This window comes from Streptomyces acidiscabies, from assembly GCF_020010905.1.
Taxonomy (GTDB): Bacteria; Actinomycetota; Actinomycetes; order Streptomycetales; family Streptomycetaceae; genus Streptomyces; species Streptomyces acidiscabies.
In genome coordinates, this window is record NZ_JAGJBY010000001.1 from 3262428 (window position 1) to 3279183 (window position 16756).

The 16756-nt window shown below is 71.1% G+C and carries 14 protein-coding genes; 12 read left to right on the forward strand and 2 right to left on the reverse strand.

Annotation, left to right across the window (positions count from 1 at the left end):
• Nucleotides 1-4: 4 nt before the first annotated feature.
• Nucleotides 5-1807 (reverse strand): glycoside hydrolase family 15 protein, encoded by a 1803-nt coding sequence (locus J8M50_RS15170; RefSeq protein ID WP_010354429.1) that lies wholly within the window; start codon nucleotides 1805-1807, stop codon nucleotides 5-7.
• Between the two features lie 508 nt (nucleotides 1808-2315).
• On the opposite strand from J8M50_RS15170, the gene pyrG reads away from it, so the two are divergent.
• The 11 genes from pyrG to J8M50_RS15225 all read left to right on the forward strand — a co-directional run bounded on the left by pyrG (nucleotide 2316) and on the right by J8M50_RS15225 (nucleotide 14899).
• A complete protein-coding gene (pyrG, locus tag J8M50_RS15175; RefSeq protein WP_010354428.1) occupies nucleotides 2316-3965 on the forward strand; it encodes a CTP synthase in 1650 nt (549 codons plus the stop codon).
• Nucleotides 3966-4051: 86 nt separating this feature from the next.
• On the forward strand, nucleotides 4052-4678 hold the full coding sequence (locus tag J8M50_RS15180) for an NUDIX domain-containing protein (protein ID WP_010354427.1): 627 nt from the start codon (nucleotides 4052-4054) through the stop codon (nucleotides 4676-4678).
• Nucleotides 4679-4909: 231 nt separating this feature from the next.
• Nucleotides 4910-6967: a tetratricopeptide repeat protein gene (locus tag J8M50_RS15185; protein ID WP_010354426.1), complete on the forward strand. Its 2058-nt coding sequence runs from the start codon at nucleotides 4910-4912 to the stop codon at nucleotides 6965-6967.
• 120 nt (nucleotides 6968-7087) lie between these two features.
• On the forward strand, nucleotides 7088-8203 hold the full coding sequence (ald, locus tag J8M50_RS15190) for an alanine dehydrogenase (protein WP_010354425.1): 1116 nt from the start codon (nucleotides 7088-7090) through the stop codon (nucleotides 8201-8203).
• A gap of 358 nt (nucleotides 8204-8561) precedes the next feature.
• Nucleotides 8562-9731, forward strand: coding sequence for a ParA family protein (locus tag J8M50_RS15195; protein WP_075661776.1), 1170 nt, complete (start codon nucleotides 8562-8564; stop codon nucleotides 9729-9731).
• Nucleotides 9716-10273, forward strand: a complete 558-nt coding sequence (locus J8M50_RS15200; protein WP_075693379.1) for a hypothetical protein — start codon at nucleotides 9716-9718, stop codon at nucleotides 10271-10273. The genes J8M50_RS15195 and J8M50_RS15200 overlap by 16 nt, the downstream gene beginning before the upstream one ends.
• A gap of 17 nt (nucleotides 10274-10290) precedes the next feature.
• Nucleotides 10291-11223 (forward strand): segregation and condensation protein A, encoded by a 933-nt coding sequence (locus tag J8M50_RS15205; protein ID WP_050987239.1) that lies wholly within the window; start codon nucleotides 10291-10293, stop codon nucleotides 11221-11223.
• A gap of 50 nt (nucleotides 11224-11273) precedes the next feature.
• A complete protein-coding gene (scpB, locus tag J8M50_RS15210; RefSeq protein ID WP_233450382.1) occupies nucleotides 11274-11840 on the forward strand; it encodes an SMC-Scp complex subunit ScpB in 567 nt (188 codons plus the stop codon).
• Nucleotides 11840-12961: a pseudouridine synthase gene (locus J8M50_RS15215; protein WP_010354419.1), complete on the forward strand. Its 1122-nt coding sequence runs from the start codon at nucleotides 11840-11842 to the stop codon at nucleotides 12959-12961. The genes scpB and J8M50_RS15215 overlap by 1 nt, the downstream gene beginning before the upstream one ends.
• Nucleotides 12962-13160: 199 nt before the next feature.
• Nucleotides 13161-13883 (forward strand): NUDIX hydrolase, encoded by a 723-nt coding sequence (locus J8M50_RS15220; protein ID WP_010354418.1) that lies wholly within the window; start codon nucleotides 13161-13163, stop codon nucleotides 13881-13883.
• On the forward strand, nucleotides 13880-14899 hold the full coding sequence (locus J8M50_RS15225) for an ADP-ribosylglycohydrolase family protein (RefSeq protein ID WP_010354417.1): 1020 nt from the start codon (nucleotides 13880-13882) through the stop codon (nucleotides 14897-14899). The genes J8M50_RS15220 and J8M50_RS15225 overlap by 4 nt, the downstream gene beginning before the upstream one ends.
• Nucleotides 14900-14962: 63 nt before the next feature.
• Here J8M50_RS15225 and J8M50_RS15230 read toward each other — a convergent pair whose 3' ends face one another.
• A complete protein-coding gene (locus J8M50_RS15230; protein ID WP_010354416.1) occupies nucleotides 14963-15379 on the reverse strand; it encodes a Rieske (2Fe-2S) protein in 417 nt (138 codons plus the stop codon).
• A gap of 264 nt (nucleotides 15380-15643) precedes the next feature.
• Between J8M50_RS15230 and J8M50_RS15235 the strand changes: the two genes are divergently transcribed.
• On the forward strand, nucleotides 15644-16729 hold the full coding sequence (locus J8M50_RS15235; RefSeq protein WP_010354415.1) for a prephenate dehydrogenase: 1086 nt from the start codon (nucleotides 15644-15646) through the stop codon (nucleotides 16727-16729).
• The last annotated feature ends 27 nt before the right edge of the window (nucleotides 16730-16756 follow it).

Sequence of the window (16756 nt, forward strand, 5' to 3'; positions counted from 1 at the left end):
GGCCTCAGCCGCCGTACGCGCCCGATGCCGTCAGGCGCAGGGCTGTGTCGATCAGGGGGACGTGGCTGAAGGCCTGCGGGAAGTTGCCCACCTGGCGCTTCAGGCGGGGGTCCCACTCCTCGGCGAGGAGGCCGAGGTCGTTGCGCAGGGAGAGGAGTTTCTCGAAGAGCTTGCGTGCCTCGTCCACCCGGCCGATCATCGCGAGGTCGTCCGCCATCCAGAACGAGCACGCCAGGAACGCGCCCTCGTCGCCGGGGAGGCCGTCGACGCCCTCGTCGCCGCCGGAGGTCGGGTAGCGCAGGATGAAGCCGTCCGACGTGGACAGCTCGCGCTGGATCGCCTCGATCGTGCCGATGACGCGCTTGTCGTCCGGCGGGAGGAAACCCATCTGGGGGATCAGGAGCAACGACGCGTCCAGCTCCTTCGAGCCGTACGACTGCGTGAAGGTGTTGCGCTCCTTGTCGTACCCCTTCTCGCAGACGTCCCGGTGGATGTCGTCGCGCAGCTCGCGCCAGCGCTCCAGGGGGCCGTCCGCGTCGCCGGACTCGATGAGCTTGATCGTGCGGTCGACGGCGACCCAGGCCATCACCTTGGAGTGCACGAAGTGCCGGCGCGGGCCGCGGACCTCCCAGATGCCCTCGTCCGGCACGTTCCAGTGGTCCTCCAGGTAGCGGATCAGCTTCAGCTGGAGCAGCGAGGCGTAGTCGTTGCGGGCGAGGCCGGTCATGTGGCCGAGGTGCAGCGCCTCGGTGACCTCGCCGTACACGTCGAGCTGGAGCTGGTGGGCGGCGCCGTTGCCGACGCGGACCGGCCCGGAGCTCTCGTACCCCGGCAGCCAGTCCAGCTCCGCCTCGCCGAGCTCGCGCTCGCCCGCGATGCCGTACATGATCTGGAGGTTCTCCGGGTCACCGGCAACCGCCCGCAGCAGCCACTCGCGCCAGGCGCGCGCCTCGTCGCGGTAGCCGGTGCGCAGCAGCGAGGAGAGGGTGATCGCGGCGTCGCGCAGCCACGTGTAGCGGTAGTCCCAGTTGCGTACGCCGCCGATGTCCTCCGGCAGCGAGGTGGTGGGCGCGGCGACGATCCCGCCGGTGGGGGCGTACGTCAGGGCCTTCAGCGTGATCAGCGAGCGGATCACGGCCTCGCGGTAGGGGCCGTGGTACGTGCACTGCGCGACCCACTCGCGCCAGAACTCCTCGGTCGCCTCAAGGGACGCCTCCGGCTCGGGGAGCGGCGGGGGCTGCTTGTGCGAGGGCTCCCAGGAGATCGTGAACGCGATCCGGTCGCCCGGCGCGACCGTGAAGTCCGCGTACGTCGTGAGCTGCTTGCCGTACGTCTGTGCGGTCGTGTCGAACCACACCGAGTCCGGGCCCGCGACGGCGACCGTACGGCCCTCGTGCTTGTGGACCCAGGGGACGATCCGGCCGTAGCTGAAGCGCATGCGCAGCGCCGAGCGCATCGGCACGCGGCCCGAGACGCCCTCGACGATGCGGATCAGCTGGGGCGCGCCGTCGCGCGGGGGCATGAAGTCGGTGACCCGGACCGTGCCGCGCGAGGTCTCCCACTCGGACTCCAGGATCAGCGAGTCGCCCCGGTAGGTGCGCCGGGTGGCCGGCGGGGGAGCGGATTCGGCGGGATGGGCGGGGCCCAGGCGCCAGAAGCCGTGATCCTCCGTGCCGAGCAGGCCCGCGAAGATGGCGTGCGAGTCGAAGCGGGGCAGGCACAGCCAGTCGACTGTGCCGTCCCGGCAGACCAGTGCGGCGGTCTGCATGTCTCCGATGAGTGCGTAGTCTTCGATGCGCCCGGCCACGTGCAACTCCAGTCGAACGGCCACGTCACCCCCGGTGAAGGGGGCTTCTTGCGGTCAAGGGGTCGGTGTCAAAAGCATGCTTTTCGAAAAGCACGGTGTTGAGGTGTGAAGCAAACCAGCCGTCCCGCCCTGTGGCAAAACGCCGATTTCCGCTGGCATTTTTCGCTCAACTAGCCGACGAGCGTTCGCTGTTCCGGTGCGCGGACGGGGGTGTCCCGTGAGGCAGCGGGTGGGCTCGGCAGCGAGTGTCTGAGCAGGATACGGCTCACGTAGATGATCTGTGCGCCGCTCTCGCCAACGCGGCTGCGCCGAACGGGTGAGTCAGGGTGAAAGCGTCGTCAAGGAACACGAAATCCTCGTCAAAGACTTGTGTCGGCGCGTGCGCGGAGCGTGGGCGGAAGCCATCTCTCCGGGGCGCTGATACGCTGGTAGCCCGTGGACCGGAGGTCACGAAACCCCCGAACCGCAGCGACCCCCAGACCGCGACCACGGGAGCCCCCTCTTGGCCATGACGCCGAAATCTACGACGACCAAGCACATCTTCGTCACCGGGGGTGTCGCCTCCTCGCTCGGCAAGGGCCTGACCGCCTCCAGCCTCGGCATGCTCCTGAAGGCTCGCGGTCTGCGCGTGGTCATGCAGAAGCTCGACCCCTACCTGAACGTCGACCCCGGCACGATGAACCCCTTCCAGCACGGCGAGGTGTTCGTCACGAACGACGGCGCCGAGACCGACCTGGACATCGGCCACTACGAGCGCTTCCTCGACCGCGACCTCGACGGCAGCGCGAACGTCACGACCGGCCAGGTGTACAACACCGTGATCGCCAAGGAGCGGCGCGGCGAGTACCTGGGCGACACCGTGCAGGTCATCCCGCACATCACCAACGAGATCAAGCACCGCATCCGGCGGATGGCGACCGACGAGGTCGACGTCGTCATCACCGAGGTCGGCGGCACGGTCGGCGACATCGAGTCGCTGCCGTTCCTGGAGACGGTCCGCCAGGTCCGTCACGAGGTCGGCCGGGACAACGTGTTCGTGGTCCACATCTCGCTCCTTCCGTACATCGGCCCGTCCGGTGAGCTGAAGACCAAGCCCACCCAGCACTCCGTGGCCGCGCTGCGCAACATCGGCATCCAGCCCGACGCGATCGTCCTGCGCTGCGACCGCGAGGTGCCGACCGCGATCAAGCGCAAGATCTCCCTGATGTGCGACGTCGACGAGTCCGCCGTCGTCGCCTGCCCGGACGCGCGCTCCATCTACGACATCCCGAAGACCGTCCACGGCGAGGGCCTCGACGCGTACGTGGTCCGCAAGCTGGACCTGCCGTTCCGCGACGTGGACTGGACGACGTGGGACGACCTGCTGGACCGCGTCCACAACCCCGACCACGAGATCACGCTCGCCCTGGTCGGCAAGTACATCGACCTCCCGGACGCCTACCTCTCGGTCACCGAGGCGCTGCGCGCGGGCGGGTTCGCCAACAAGGCCCGCGTGAAGATCAAGTGGGTCACCTCGGACGACTGCAAGACCCCGGCCGGCGCGGCGGCCCAGCTCGCCGACGTGGACGGCATCTGCATCCCCGGCGGCTTCGGCGACCGCGGCGTCCTCGGCAAGGTCGGCGCGATCAAGTACGCCCGCGAGAACAGGATCCCGCTGCTCGGACTGTGCCTGGGCCTCCAGTGCATCGTCATCGAGGCGGCCCGCAACCTCGCGGACATCCCGGACGCCAACTCCACCGAGTTCGACGCGGCCACGGCCCACCCGGTCATCTCGACCATGGCCGAGCAGCTCGACATCGTGGCCGGCGAGGGCGACATGGGCGGCACGATGCGGCTCGGCATGTACCCGGCGAAGCTCGCCGAGGGCTCCATCGTCCGTGAGGTGTACGACGGCAAGGAGTACGTCGAGGAGCGGCACCGCCACCGCTACGAGGTCAACAACGCCTACCGCGCGGAGCTGGAGAAGAAGGCCGGCATCCAGTTCTCGGGCACGTCCCCGGACGGCAAGCTCGTCGAGTACGTCGAGTACCCCCGCGACGTCCACCCCTACCTGGTCGCCACGCAGGCGCACCCGGAGCTGCGCTCGCGCCCGACCAGGCCGCACCCGCTGTTCGCCGGGCTCGTGAAGGCCTCGGTGGAACGCAAGAGTTCGAAGTAGCACACCGGTTGTACGGTGGCCGGGGTGTCTCCCTCTCAACGGGAGCGCCCCGGTTTTCGTTTGCGCACGTCGGAGAGGCCAGAGCAATGACGATCAAGGACACCCCGCAGGAGTGGGAGGTCCGCGCGACGGACACTCCCTTCGTCGGCAAGAAGACGTCCGTGCGCACCGACGACGTGGTCATGCCCGACGGCTCGGTCGTCCGCCGCGACTACCAGGTCCACCCCGGCTCGGTCGCCGTCCTCGCCCTCGACGCCGAGGACCGGGTGCTGCTCATCAAGCAGTACCGCCACCCCGTGCGCGAGAAGCTGTGGGAGATCCCGGCCGGTCTGCTCGACGTCCCCGGCGAGAACCCGCTGCACGCGGCGCAGCGCGAGCTGTACGAGGAGGCGCACGTCAAGGCGGAGAGCTGGCACGTCCTCACCGACGTCTACACCACGCCCGGTGGCTGCGACGAGGCCGTGCGCGTCTTCCTCGCGCAGGGGCTCTCCGAGGCGGAGGGGCAGCGCTTCGAGGTCGAGGACGAGGAGGCGGACATGGAGCACGCGCGCGTGCCGGTCGCCGAGCTGGTGCGGGGGATCCTCGCGGGGGAGCTGCACAACAACTGTCTGGTGGTGGGGGTGCTGTCACTGGTCGCGGCGCGGGCCGGGGACGGCCTTTCGGCGCTGCGTGCGGCGGAGGCGGCCTGGCCCGCGCGGCCGTTCGAGGCGTGACCGTTCACCGCGTGACCGTTTCTGACGCAAACGTGAACCCTGTGTGATCGTTCCTCGATCCCTCGGAGGTTCACCCTCTCGGTATGACCATCGGCTGATCCGATCAGGGGACCTGAGGGGCTGTCATGGCCGCGCTCCGCGAAGAAGGTTGCAGAGCGTGAACTAGGCTCCCGTTGAGTGAGCCGAGAGTGCGTGCCGGTGTTGCGCGTGTGTGAGACGGGAGCGTGGCCCGTGGCGGATCAGGCAGTGGAGACGGACGGCGCGGTGCTGTCGGGCCACGCTGTGACAGAGGGCCAGTTCCTGGGCCGGACCAGGGAGTTGAAGGAGCTGCGGGCCGATATCGAGCGCGTCGGCCTGGACACCCTGGTCGGCAAGAAGTCGCCCCGCGCGCGGGTGCTGCTCATCGCCGGCCGGCCGGGGTCCGGCCGCAGCGCGCTCGCCGAGGAACTCGTGCGCCAGGTCGCCGGCCAGTACCGGGACGGCGTCCTGCGGGTACGGCTCGCCGAGCCGGACGGCACGCCCGTACCGGTCGAGCGCGCCGCCCGTGACCTGCTGGCCGAGCTGGAGGTCGAGGCGCCCGCCGGGGCCGACCAGGACGACCTCTCCGCGCTGCTGAGGGACGCGCTCGCCGAGCGCCGTACGCTGCTGCTGCTCGACGACGCGCCGGGTGCCGAACATGTGGACGCGCTGCTGCCGGACAACCCGGAGTGCCTGGTCGTCGCCGTGTCCGGGGGGCCGCTGACCGGGATCGCCGATGTGCGGCCGTGCACGCTGGGCGGGCTGGACACCAAGTCGGCGCTGGAACTGCTGACCCGGTCGACCGGGTCGGTGCGGGTGACCGTCGACCCGCGCTCGGCGGAGGGGCTCGTCGAGGTGTGCCAGGGGCAGCCCGCCGCGCTGGTGCTGGCCGGGGGGTGGCTGGCCGCGCGGCCGACGGCGGCCGTCGCCGACCTCGCCAAGCACGTGCGCGCGGAGGGGGACGAGGGGACGCCGCTGAGCCGGGTCTTCCGGCTCGTGCACGCGGGACTGCCGGGGCCGGCCGCGCGGATACTGCGACTGCTGAGCCTCGCCCCGGCCGGGCTCGTCGACCCGCACACCGCCTCCGCGCTGGCCGGCTGCTCGATCGGCGCCGCCCGCACCACCCTGGACGACCTGACCGCGCAGGGCCTGCTGCACGCGGTCGACTCGCCGATCCCGCAGTACGAGGTACCCGGCTGCCTGTACCCCCTGCTGAAGGCCGCCGCCGAGACGCACGACCGCCCGGCCGAACTGCACCTGGCCCGCGCGCGCATGCTGGAGCGCACGGTCCGCCTCCTCCAGTCCTGCCGCGCGGTCACCGAACCCGAGAACCCGCAGGCCCGCGCCCGCCTCCAGGGCCTCCCGCGCGCCCTGCGCTTCCCCAGCCAGCGGGCCGCCGGTGACTGGCTGCGGCTGCGCCGCCCGGCCCTGCTCGCCTCGGCCCGCCTCGCGGTCGCGGACGGTGAACTCGACACCCTGGCACGCCGGTTGATGTCCCAGTTCGTGCGCGCGATGGTCGCCCACTTCGGCACCCGGGCCGCCGCCCCCGACCTGTACGGCGTCCACCACCTCGTCCTCGACGTCGCCGAACGCCGCGACCTCCCGCGCGAGCGCGCGGCGGCGCTGCTCAACCTCGCCGACGTCGACGCGAGCACCGGCCGCACCGAGGAGGCGCTGACCCGCTACCGGTCCGCCCTGGACGCCGGGCGCGAGGCGAACGACCCGTACGCGACCGGTCGGGCCATGGAGTCGATCGGCGGCGCGCACCTCGAACTCGGGGACTACGAACGGGCCGCCGACTGGTACGGCCGCGCCCTCGCCCAGCGGCTCGCCCGGGACGAACGCGCCGACGCCGCGCGCCTGTACGGCCGTATCGCCACCGCGCAGACCTACGCCGGCCGGTACGGGGAGGCGCAGCGGGCGTGGCGTGCCTCGGCCGCCGGGCACCGGAAGAACGGGGACGTGGGGGCGCACGCGCGGGCGCTCAGCGAACTGGCGCGGGTCCAGGAGTACGCGGGCCGGCCGGAGGAGTCCCTGCGGACCTGCCAGGAGGCGCTGGAGTGGGCGCGGCGCGCGGAGGACGAGCGCTTGCAGGCCGCGCTCCACCTGCGCCTCGCCGACACGCTGGAGCACCTCGGCGACCCGGCGGCGGCCCGGGTGCACCGGGCGGCGGCCGACCGAATGCTGGCCGAGGAGCGTCCCGGCCATGATTCCGAGGCGGAACACGGGGATAACACCTACGAAATCCGTGGCACATCAGCCGAAGATTGATGCTTTGGAAGGCTGGACACCGGGAACACCTTCATTAGACTGGCTCTGTCGCGCCACCAGTGCGACATATCCCGGTATACGCATACGTATACGTCCCATGAGCCGAGGACCGTGATCGACGTGAAGGTCGGCATCCCCCGCGAGGTCAAGAACAACGAGTTCCGGGTGGCCATCACCCCCGCCGGTGTGCACGAACTGGTGCGCCACGGCCACGAGGTCGTCATCGAGCGCGGCGCCGGGGTGGGGTCCTCGATCCCGGACGAGGAGTACGTCGCGGCGGGCGCCGCGATCCTGGAGACGGCGGACGAGGTGTGGGGCGCCGCCGATCTGCTGCTCAAGGTCAAGGAGCCGGTCGCCGAGGAGTACCACCGGCTGCGCAAGGATCAGACGCTCTTCACCTACCTGCACCTGGCCGCGTCCAAGGAGTGCACGGACGCGCTCGTCGCCTCCGGCACCACCGCGATCGCCTACGAGACGGTCGAACTCCCGGGGCGCGCGCTGCCGTTGCTCGCACCGATGTCCGAAGTCGCGGGGCGGCTCGCGCCCCAGGTCGGCGCCTACCACCTGATGCGGTCGGCCGGCGGTCGTGGGGTCCTGCCCGGCGGAGTGCCAGGGACCCAGCCCGCCAAGGCGGTTGTGATCGGCGGCGGGGTCTCCGGGTGGAACGCCACGCAGATCGCGATCGGACTCGGCTTCCACGTCACGCTGCTGGACCGGGACATCCACAAACTCCGCGAGGCCGACAAGGTGTTCGGCACCCGGGTGCGGGCCATCATGTCCAACTCCTTCGAGCTGGAGAAGGCCGTCCTGGACGCCGACCTCGTCGTGGGCGCCGTCCTCATCCCCGGCGCGAAGGCGCCGAAGCTGGTCACCAACGAGCTGGTGGCCCGGATGAAGCCCGGAAGTGTCCTTGTCGACATCGCGATCGATCAAGGCGGCTGCTTCGAGGACTCCCGGCCGACGACCCACGCCGAACCCACGTTCACCGTCCACGAGTCGGTGTTCTACTGCGTCGCCAACATGCCCGGCGCGGTCCCCAACACCTCGACGTACGCGCTCACCAACGCGACCCTGCCGTACATCGTCGAACTCGCCGACCACGGCTGGGCCGAGGCGCTGCGCCGCGACCCCGCGCTCGCCAAGGGGCTCAACACCCATGACGGCAAGGTCGTCTACCGCGAGGTCGCCGAGGCGCACGGCCTTGAGCACGTCGAACTGACGTCGCTGCTGGGGTGACCGGGCGACTTCAAGTCACCTTTTCATAAAGGCGATACGTCAACAAGACGCGTCAACGACGCACAGCGGGCCGGGCCTTGTCCATAAGGTCCGGCCCAATGTGTGTATGGTCACTTTGCGATGCTCGGTCAACTCGCCGCGAACGTAACCCTTCGACCGATTCGTACAGCGGTGAAACCTGCTGTGCGACGGCCGTACGCCCTTGACAGCGTCATGTTTCTTTGCCGACACATCCGGTCGGGTCCGGCGGATTGTGTTGCTGCGAACGGTCGACACGCCATAGAGTCGCCAACCGTCGGCATGGTGCCACGCTGACCTGTCTAGAAATTCCCTGGTCACCAAGGAGGTAAGACGACTTGTGAATGAGTCGACATTTTCTCCCGGGGGTGGTCGAGCAGGAACGCCTGTCCGGGGCCGAAGCCCTGAGGGAACCGAGGCTGTCGGCTCCGTCGCTGTGCGCACCTTCGCAGCCCACCAGAGTCCGCAGACCCTGCGGACAGCAGACCAGAGCATGGATGGCCATCACGTGAACGCCATGGCCGGCGACGGAAGTGGCGCGCCCCACAACCACTTCGCCGACTACGACGAACTGCCCGACGGGCACTTCTACGACCCCGACGCCGAATACGAGCCCGACCCCGAGTACGCGGCCACGCTCGCGCCCGACGCCGCACGCCAGCGTCGCGAGCGCATCGGCCCGACCGGACGGCCGCTGCCGTACTTCCCGATCCCGGGCCCGCTGACCGATCACGGGCCCGCGACGATCATCGCGATGTGCAACCAGAAGGGCGGCGTCGGCAAGACCACGTCGACCATCAACCTGGGTGCCGCGCTCGCGGAGTACGGCCGGCGGGTACTGCTCGTGGACTTCGACCCGCAGGGCGCGCTGTCGGTGGGTCTCGGCGTCAACCCCATGGAGCTCGACCTCACGGTCTACAACCTGCTCATGGAGCGGGGCATGTCGGCCGACGAGGTCCTCCTCAAGACCGCGGTCCCCAACATGGACCTGCTGCCGAGCAACATCGACCTGTCGGCGGCCGAGGTCCAGCTGGTCTCCGAGGTCGCGCGCGAGTCGACCCTCCAGCGGGCGCTGAAGCCGCTGATGGACGACTACGACTACATCGTCATCGACTGCCAGCCCTCCCTGGGCCTGCTCACGGTGAACGCGCTCACGGCCGCCCACAAGGTGATCGTCCCGCTGGAGTGCGAGTTCTTCGCGCTGCGCGGGGTCGCGCTGCTCACCGAGACCATCGAGAAGGTCCAGGAGCGCCTCAACCCCGAGCTGGAACTGGACGGCATCCTCGCGACGATGTACGACTCGCGGACCGTGCACAGCCGTGAGGTGCTCGCGAGAGTCGTCGAGGCGTTCGACGATCACGTCTACCACACGGTGATCGGCCGGACCGTCCGCTTCCCGGAGACCACGGTCGCGGGCGAGCCGATCACCACGTACGCGTCCAACTCCGTCGGCGCCGCCGCCTACCGTCAGCTCGCCAGGGAGGTGCTCGCCCGGTGTCACGCCGAGTGAGTCTGCCGGGGGCCGACGAACTCTTCCGCACGACAGGGGGAACGGCGCTCCAGCCGTCCACTCCCCGGCGGCCCGGCGAGGGCCGGGTGCCGGGGCAGGCGGGTGAGAGCGAAGGGGCGTCCGCCGAGGACGCGCCGCTCGCCGTACCCGCGCAGGGCGGGGACGGCGACGGGGCCGAACACGTCGCCACCGACGCCGGCCAGGGCGACGGGGGCGAGTCCCGCAGCAGGGGCGACGGGCGTGTGCGGCGGGCGCAGGAAGGTTCTGTCAACGCCGCTTCCGCCGACGCCGAGTCCCGCAAACGCAGCCGCGCCGCCGCCCGCCGCCCCTCCGGCCGCGAACGCCACGACGAGAAGATCACCGTCTACGTCTCCGCCGAGGAACTGATGGACCTGGAGCACGCGCGCCTGGTGCTCCGGGGCGAGCACGGCCTCGCCGTCGACAGGGGCCGCATCGTCCGAGAGGCGGTCGCCGTCGTCCTGGCCGACCTGGAGTCCCGCGGTGACGCGAGCATCCTCGTACGCCGGTTGCGGGGGCGTTAGGGGTACCTTCGGGGGCTATGACCTCGTACGACACGTCTTCTGCCGCCGGTACCCCGGCCGGCCGCCGACGCGCACTGGGTCGGGGGCCGGGGGCCGAGGAGGATCCGCCGGTTCCCGAAGAGGCGCCGGTCCGTGAAGAGGTGGCTCCCGACGGGGTCTTCAAGGTTCGGCTCGCCAACTTCGAAGGCCCCTTCGACCTGCTGCTCCAGCTGATCGCCAAGCACAAGCTGGACGTCACCGAGGTCGCCCTGTCCAAGGTCACCGACGAGTTCATGGCGCACATCAGGGCGATGGGGCCGGACTGGGACCTCGACCAGACGACCGAGTTCCTCGTCGTCGCCGCGACCCTCCTCGACCTCAAGGCCGCCCGGCTGCTGCCCGCCGCCGAGGTCGAGGACGAGGCCGACCTCGCGCTCCTCGAAGCGCGGGACCTGCTGTTCGCGCGCCTGTTGCAGTACCGGGCGTACAAGCAGATCGCCGACATCCTCAACCACCGCCTGGACGTCGAGGGGCGCCGCTACCCCCGTACCGTCGGGCTCGAAGCGCATCACGCCGAGCTGCTGCCCGAGGTCGTGATCAGCATCGGGGCGGAAGGATTCGCCAGGCTCGCCGTGAAGGCGATGCAGCCGAAGCCGAAGCCCCAGGTGTACGTCGACCACATCCACGCACCGCTGGTGAGCGTGCAGGAGCAGGCGCGGATCGTCGTCGCGCGGCTCAGGGAGCTCGGCGAGGCCAGCTTCCGGGTGCTCGTCGAGGACACCGAGGACACCCTCACCGTCGTCGCCCGGTTCCTCGCGCTGCTGGAGCTGTACCGGGACAAGGCGGTCGAGCTGGACCAGGAGACGGCGCTGGGGGACCTGCTCGTGCGGTGGACCGGCGGGTCCGGCGAGGACGCAGCCGCCGCGGTGACCGACGAGTTCGACCGGCCGACCGAGGAGGAGGAGACGTGAGCGAGGGCGTCGCGGAGCTGGACCTCAAGCCCGCGCTGGAGGCCGTCCTGATGGTCGTCGACGAACCGGCGACCGAGGAGCATCTCGCGAAGCTCCTTCAGCGGCCCCGGCGGCAGGTCGCGGACGCGCTCAGGGAGCTGGCCGACGAGTACACGGCACAGGGCAGGGGCTTCGAGCTGAGGGCCGTCGCCGGAGGCTGGCGCTACTACACGCGGCCCGCCTACTCGGCGGCCGTCGAGGGCTTCGTCCTGGACGGCCAGCAGGCCCGCCTCACCCAGGCGGCGCTGGAGACGCTCGCGGTCGTCGCCTACCGCCAGCCGGTCAGCCGCAGCCGCGTCTCCGCGGTGCGCGGAGTGAACTGCGACGGCGTGATGCGCACCCTGCTGCAACGGGGTCTGGTCGAGGAGACGGGCACGGAACCCGAAACAGGTGCGATCCTGTATGCGACGACGAACTACTTCCTGGAGCGGATGGGCCTGCGCGGTCTGGACGAGCTTCCGGACCTCGCGCCCTTCCTCCCGGAGGCGGAGGCGATCGAGGCCGAGACGCTGGAAGGGGTCCCGTCGTTCGATCCGGACGCTCCGGATTCAGAGGAAGACGACAAGACGGAACTTTGATGCGAAGCAGCAGCGGCAGGAACAGCAGCGGAAACAACGGCGGGAGCCGTGGTGGCAACAGCGGCAGCCGCGGCGGGAACAGCGGGGGCCGCGGCGGTCAGCGCGGCGCCGGCAACAACCGTGACGACAACCAGGCCGGCCGGCCGAAGAGGCCGCGCCCCGAGGAGCGGCGCTACGACGTGGGCCCCGGCGCCTCCCCGGAGGGCCCCAAGTCCGGGCGCGGCGCCTCGGCGCGCGGCGGTGCCAAGGGCGGCCCGAAGCAGTCCGCGGGCAGCGGTCGCGGGCGCTGGGTCCCGGCGACCTCGCGTGAGTACGACGCGCGCGCGGAGGAGCGCAACCGGGAGCGGTACGCGGACAAGAAGGACGTCAAGCTCCCCAAGACCTTCCCGGGCGCCGAGCAGGAGGGCGAGCGGCTCCAGAAGATCCTCGCGCGCGCGGGCTACGGCTCGCGGCGGGCCTGCGAGGAGCTGATCGAGCAGGCGCGCGTGGAGGTCAACGGCGAGATCGTCCTGGAGCAGGGCAAGCGCGTCGACCCCGAGAAGGACGAGGTGCGTGTCGACGGGCTGACGGTCGCGACGCAGACGTACCAGTTCTTCTCGCTGAACAAGCCCGCCGGTGTCGTCTCCACGATGGAGGACAACGAGGGCCGGCAGTGCCTCGGCGACTACGTCACCAACCGTGAGACGCGCCTGTTCCACGTGGGCCGGCTCGACACGGAGACCGAGGGCGTCATCCTGCTCACCAACCACGGTGAGCTGGCGCACCGCCTGACCCACCCCCGGTACGGCGTGAAGAAGGTCTACCTCGCGCACATCGTCGGCCCGATCCCGCGCGACCTGGGCAAGCGGCTGAAGGACGGCATCCAGCTGGAGGACGGGTACGCACGCGCGGACCACTTCCGGGTCGTCGAGCAGACCGGCAAGAACTACCTGGTCGAGGTGACGCTCCACGAGGGCCGCAAGCACATCGTGCGGCGCATGCTCGCCGAGGCGGGCTTCCCGGTGGACAAGCTGGTGCGGGTCGCCTTCGGCCCGATCACCCTCGGCGACCAGAAGTCGGGCTGGCTGCGGCGGCTGTCCAACACCGAGGTGGGGATGCTGATGCAGGAGGTCGACCTCTAGAAGGCGGCTGTACGGCTCCGTGACGGCCGATCCCTGGTTCTCCGGGATCCGGCCGTCATTGCGTTCCGGAGAGGCCCTCCTGGGGGTGCTGAGGGCTTTCGTGGGTTTTGTGGAGGGCCGGTGCCGGTCGCGGCCAGGGTCTTGTCGCCGGTGGACACGCTGCTTATGGTCGAGATGACCATAAAGGCGGGGGGCGACTATGGACGGCTACGACAAGCACGCGTACGAACCCTTCGCCGTGACCGTCGACCTCGCGGTGTTCACCCTGCGCGCGGGCGCCCTGCACGTCCTGCTCGTCGAACGGGGCCGGCCGCCGTACGCCGGACAGTGGGCCCTGCCCGGCGGGTTCGTGCTGCCCGAGGAGTCCGCCGAGGACGCCGCCCTGCGCGAACTCGCCGAGGAGACCGGCCTCACCGGCGCCGCCGGCCTCCACCTGGAGCAGCTGCGCACCTACAGCGACCCCGGCCGCGACCCCCGGATGCGCGTCGTCTCCGTCGCCTTCGCCGCCCTCGTCCCCGACGGACCCGAACCGCACGGCGGGGGCGACGCCGTACAGGCCCGCTGGACGCCGTACGACGAGGCCGGGCCGCTCGCCTTCGACCACGACCGGATCCTCGCCGACGCACGCGCACGCGTGGGCGCCAAGTTCGAGTACACGTGCCTCGCCACCGCGTTCTGCCCGCCCGAGTTCACCCTCGGCGAGCTGCAACGCGTGTACGAGACCGTCTGGGGCACCGGCCTCGACCGGCCCAACTTCCGCCGCAAGGTCCTCGCCACACCCGGCTTCGTCGAACCGGCCCGCGCGGGCGCCGCCCGGCTCACCGGGGGGCGCGGCAAACCCGCCGCCCTCTACCGCGCGGGGACGGCCACCGCTCTCCACCCGCCGCTCGTCCGGCCCTCTTCAGAAGGACGTCCCTCATGAGTTACATCGCGCACAAGCGTGCCGCCTCCGGGGCCCTGGTGGGGCTGGCACTGGGGGACGCGTTCGGGTTCCCCACCGAGTTCAACGACGTCCCCCAGATCGTCGCCAAGTTCGGGCCCTGGCGGCAGATGCCGCTCCCCACGCGCGCGTTCGTCTCCGACGACACGCAGATGACACTGGCCCTCGCGCGCGGGCTGCGGTCCGCGAGGGACCGGGGCGTGCTCGCGCCGCTGGGGCTGGAGCGGTCGGTGCGCGAGGAGTTCGTGAAGTGGTACCACTCCCCGGAGAACAACCGCGCACCCGGAACGACCTGTCTCAGGGCGTGCGAGCTGCTCGACGACCCCGAGCGGCACTGGCAGGACGCCAGCCGGATCGACTCCAAGGGGTGCGGCGCCAACATGCGCGTCGCGCCCATCGGGCTCGCGCCCGCGCTCAGCGACGAACAGCGCGCGGGCGCCGCCCAGCTCCAGGCCGGGCTCACCCACGGCCACCCCACCGCGCTCGCCGCCTCCGACCTCACCGCGCACGCGGTACGGCTCCTCGCGCACGGGACCCGGCCCGACGCCCTGATCGGGCTCCTGCGCGCGTACGCGCTGGCGAACCGGTCCAAGTACCGGCGGGACTGGCTGGGGGACCTGTGGACCCGCAGCCAGGACCCGAGCCCGGAGCACTTCATCGCGCGCGGGTGGGACGAGTGCCTCGCCGTCCTCGACCGGCTGGAAGCGGCTCTGCTGGCTCCCGATCCGGAGGCCGACCCGTGTCTCGCGACCGGGGCCGGGTGGATCGCCGAGGAGGCGCTCGCGACGGGGCTGTTCTGCTTCCTGCTGTTCCCCGAGGAGCCGGTGACCGCGCTGCGCCGGGCCGCCTGCTCCTCCGGGGACTCCGACTCGATCGCCTGTCTCACGGGCGCTTTCGCGGGGGCGTGGCTGGGGATCGACGCGTGGCCCACGGAGTGGGCGGACCGGATCGAGTACGGGAGCGAGCTGGTGACGCTGGGGGCGCTGTGGGACGAGTGAGGGGTGGTGCGCGCGCGAGGGGGCCGGCGGTTTCTCACGCGCGCGCGTGACGGGGTTTCGCGCTCACACCAAGGTGATCGTGTCGCCCTTCACCGTGATCTCCTTCACGGGCAGCGGGCGCGGGGCCGGGCCGCCCTTCACCGCGCCGTCCGTGATGCTGTACATGCTCTTGTGACAGGGGCAGTCGATCGTGCCGTCCGCGACCGTGGCCACCGTGCAGCCCTGGTGCGTGCAGACCGCCGAGAACGCCTTGAACTCGCCCTTCACCGGCTGCGTGACCACGACCTTCTGGTCCTTGAAGATCTTGCCGCCACCGACCGGGATGTCGGAGGTCTTGGCGAGGTCCGTCGTCCCCGGGGTGCTGTCCGAGGAGGAGCTGTCCTTGTCGTCGGAGCCGCCACAGGCTGTCGTGAGCGCCACCGCGCTCGTCGTCATCAGGGACGTCAGGAGGACCGTTCGGCGGGTCGCGGGGAGCGTCATGCGCGTCATCCTGGCACCGACGGGCGGCAACGAGAAGCAACCGGGACGGAGTGGCACAAAGGCGTCGGGCGTCTCAGGGGGCGGGCGGGCGCGCCGTTGTCAGTGGTGCTGATTACGCTGGGTGGTCCAGAGGCGCGGTGTGCGGGACGGAACAGCGAGGAGCGGTGGCGTGGCGGTACGAGCGGTCAGGGGGGCCGTCCAGGTGGACGAGGTCGTCGGGGAGACGGCGCGGCGGGTCGGGGAACTGCTCAGGGGCGTCGCGCAGTGAGGACCGCGCTCGTCATCGGGACCGGGCTCATCGGGACGTCCGTCGCCATGGCCCTCGTACAGCGAGGGGTCGTCGTCCATCTCGCCGACCATGATCCGGAGCAGGCCCGGACGGCCGCCGCGCTGGGGGCCGGGACCGATGAGGCTCCCGACGGGGCCGTCGATCTCGCCGTCGTCGCCGCGCCGCCCGCCCATGTCGCCCGGGTGCTCGCCGACGCCATGCGGCGCGGGGTCGCGTACGGGTATCTCGACGTCGCCAGCGTCAAGGGCGGGCCCCGGCGGGAGCTGGAGGCCGCCGGCGTCGATCTGTCCCGGTACCTCGGGACGCATCCCATGTCCGGGCGGGAGAAGTCCGGGCCCCTCGCCGCGTCCGCCGAGCTGTTCGAGGGGCGGCCCTGGGTGCTGACGCCCACGCGGGACACCGAGACCGAGGTGCTCAATCTCGCGCTGGAGCTGGTCTCCCACTGCCGGGCGGTGCCGGTCGTCATGGACGCCGACGCCCACGACCGTGCCGTCGCGCTCGTCTCCCACATGCCGCACATCGTGGCCAGCCTCGTCGCCGCCCGGCTGGAACATGCCGAGGAGTCCGCCGTGCGGCTGTCCGGCGGGGGGATCCGGGACGTGACGCGGATCGCCGGGTCCGATCCCCGGATGTGGATCGACATCCTGTCCGCGAATCCCGGGCCGGTGGCCGAGCTGCTCTCCGACGTCGCCGCGGATCTCGACGAGACCGTACGGGCGCTGCGGGCCGTGGAGTCCGGGGATCCCGATCAGCTGAAGGCGGGGGTCGCCGGGATCGAGGACGTGCTGCGGCGGGGGAACGCGGGCCAGGTCCGGGTGCCGGGGAAGCACGGCGCCGCGCACCGGGTGTACGAGATCGTCGCCGTGCTCATCGACGACCAGCCGGGGCAGTTGGCCCGGATCTTCGCGGATGCCGGGCGGGCCGGGGTGAACGTCGAGGACGTGCGGATCGAGCACGCGACGGGGCAACAGGCCGGGCTGGTGCAGCTGATGGTGGAGCCGAAGGCCGCGCCGGTGCTGGCGGCGGCTCTGCGGGAGCGGGGCTGGGGGGTACGCCAGTAGCCGGGCACCGGGGAGGGGGGTGATGTG